General features: G+C 43.4%; 2 protein-coding genes and 2 tRNA genes. 1 reads left to right on the top strand and 3 read right to left on the bottom strand.

Going from position 1 to position 2,634, the window contains the following annotated elements; translation table 11 throughout:
* Window positions 1–218: 218 nt before the first annotated feature.
* Both BBG47_RS27625 and BBG47_RS27620 read right to left on the bottom strand, forming a co-directional pair.
* Entirely contained in the window at window positions 219–890 is a 672-nt protein-coding gene (locus tag BBG47_RS27625; protein ID WP_483310776.1) for a uracil-DNA glycosylase, read from the bottom strand.
* Window positions 891–1,045: 155 nt separating this feature from the next.
* Window positions 1,046–1,134 (bottom strand) — tRNA-Leu (locus BBG47_RS27620).
* Between the two features lie 298 nt (window positions 1,135–1,432).
* Between BBG47_RS27620 and BBG47_RS27615 the strand changes: the two genes are divergently transcribed.
* On the top strand, window positions 1,433–2,371 hold the full coding sequence (locus BBG47_RS27615) for a hypothetical protein (RefSeq protein ID WP_065294416.1): 939 nt from the start codon (window positions 1,433–1,435) through the stop codon (window positions 2,369–2,371).
* A gap of 105 nt (window positions 2,372–2,476) precedes the next feature.
* Here the strand turns inward: BBG47_RS27615 and BBG47_RS27610 are convergent.
* A tRNA-Ile gene (locus tag BBG47_RS27610) sits at window positions 2,477–2,553 on the bottom strand.
* Window positions 2,554–2,634 lie beyond the last annotated feature (81 nt).

Below are 2,634 nucleotides of genomic sequence, written 5' to 3'. Positions count from 1 at the left end.
GTCAAGATGGTGCTCTCCCAGCTGAGCTAACAGATCGTGTTTATTAACAAATTTAATATAACATCAATATATTACCATGTCAATTACTAGAGATGACTTTTCCTGAATGATCGGCAGCCACATGAACCACTTTCATAGTATATCGCTCACACCTTCTTACAAGCATACAACAACTTACTATTCCATGAAAGCAGCTCACGATGACGCCTATTCCTTATTTAGATATTAGGGACTTGCCAGTCGATCTCCTGCTCGCCCCATTCGCGCAGCTTATTATTAATTTTCGAGTACGGCTTGCTCCCAAAGAACCCACGATGTGCAGACAATGGACTTGGATGCGGCGCTTGTACAATATAATGCTTTGACAAATCAATCATGCTCGCCTTCGCTTGTGCATGGCTTCCCCATAGAACAAATATGATTGGGCGATCTCTGTCATTCAACAATTGAATGATACGATCGGTGAACTTCTCCCAGCCCTTCCCCCGATGTGATGCTGCTTGTCCTTGTTCGACGGTCAGTACTGTGTTAAGCATGAGGACGCCTTGCTTGGCCCAGTGCAGCAAGCTTCCGTTGTTCGGCATCTTCAGACCAACATCTGCTGCGCCCTCTTTGAACATGTTCTGAAGTGAAGGCGGCAGCTTAACACCCGGTTGAACGGAGAAGCTTAACCCATGAGCTTGTCCTGGCCCATGATAAGGATCTTGGCCAACGATGACAATCTTCGTATCCGCATAGGACGTCGCATTCAATGCAGAAAATATAAGTTCATATGGCGGATAAATGACTGCACGCTCGTATTCTTCTCGAAGCCAGCCCCACAGCTGCTTGAAATATGGCTTTCTAACTTCCTCATGAAGCAATTCCGCCCAATCATTCTGTACATGCATTCCCACTGTACATTCCCCTTCCATGTCGGTATCTATCAGTCTATTACGATTATTATGTAATCCTCAAATCATTTCATATTAAAAAAGAGTACAAAGCAAAAAACTCCTCACTTGTTCAAGGCCTGAACAGGAAAGGAGTTCTCATCATCAATACGTGGTGCCGAGGACCGGGATCGAACCGGTACGGTAGTCACCTACCGCAGGATTTTAAGTCCTGTGCGTCTGCCAATTCCGCCACCCCGGCATATTTGCCACATCGTCATGTGGTTCAATATGCTGCATCATTGCGCACTACAAGCTGCTCATCCACTTTCGCTTCAAAACACTGTACATCGCAACCGACAAGATATAATATATCATACGCCTTCATATGATGTCAACAATAAATTTATCAATGTGAATGTTCGCAATTGAACATTCATCATCTGGCCTTTTTCCTCCTATTGAATTATCTTCACACCAATTTTGTTACCATTATTTTCATTGGAATATTGGGCTTTTGTCGTACCATAAAACTACTACCATCTAGGAGGATCCGGGCAGTGAAGCGAATGACTACCCTACTATGTGTTTCTTTTTCTTTCATACTCCTTTCAGGCTGTTCTAGCATCTCGCAATCCTCATATGACGATGTGGTATCTGCGAACGAGAACCTGACCGCTAAAGTAAGAAATCTGCAACAGGAAAATACACAATTGAAAGGTACAATTAACGATTTAAAGAAAGAAATCGATGATATCAAAAATGGAGCTGACCGCATGCTTGCCGGAGCGAAGGATAGTCTTACTAAAGGGGCATTAGGCAACGCAAAGGACAAACTAAATGCTTTAATGAAGAAACATCCCGGAAGCAAGGAAGCAGGCATCGCCAAAACATTGATTTCGCAAATTGAAGAAAAAGAGCGTAAGAAGATCGAGGCCGAGCAGTTGGAGAAAAAACGTAAACAAGCGGCGGAAGAAAAGCGCTTGGCGCAAGCACTATCTAAGATGAGAAAAAGTGTAGATGAAGTCAAAAGTATTACCTGGTATTATGACAAAACTTCACCTCACTATGCGAATGAGAACAGTTTCTTCTTATATATAGGGAAAGAAGCAAATATATCTTGGCTGCGGTTGCGTATTCAATACGAAGCTGAAAATTGGCTGTTCATCGAGAAGTACACATTGAAAGTCGATGATAAGACCTATTCCATCTTCCCTAATAGGGATGAGATCATCCGAGATAATAATACCCGAATCTGGGAATGGGCCGACGTCGTTCCATCTGAATCAGATATCCCAATGATTCGCGCCATTATTAAATCAAAGAAAACCATCATTCGCCATGAAGGCGATACTTATTATGATGACCGTACGATAACAAAAAAAGAAAAGGCTGCACTCCAAAATGTCCTCGATGCCTACGATGCGTTGCAAAAAAAGAAAATAGCGACACAAAAAAGGAAGCCCCTCCGCAAAACGTTGCAAAGCGGGCTCCCTTAGATCCTCAATAATAAAAAAACACCTATCTCATGCAAATCTAGCAAACTGCTAGAACTGATGATGAAAGATGCACTTTACAAAACTATGTATCTATGAAATTAGAATTGGTGGGCCCTGAGGGACTCGAACCCCCGACCAATCGGTTATGAGCCGACCGCTCTAACCAACTGAGCTAAGGGCCCTCACCATTGCAATTTCACGAGGTTTGGTTGCGGGGGCAGGATTTGAACCTACGACCTTCGGGTTATGAGCCCGACGAGCTA

It is taken from the genome of Paenibacillus sp. KS1, assembly GCF_001680695.1.
In the GTDB taxonomy this organism is placed as follows: domain Bacteria; phylum Bacillota; class Bacilli; order Paenibacillales; family Paenibacillaceae; genus Paenibacillus_B; species Paenibacillus_B suaedae.
This window is presented reverse-complemented; position numbering and strand designations above follow the sequence as displayed.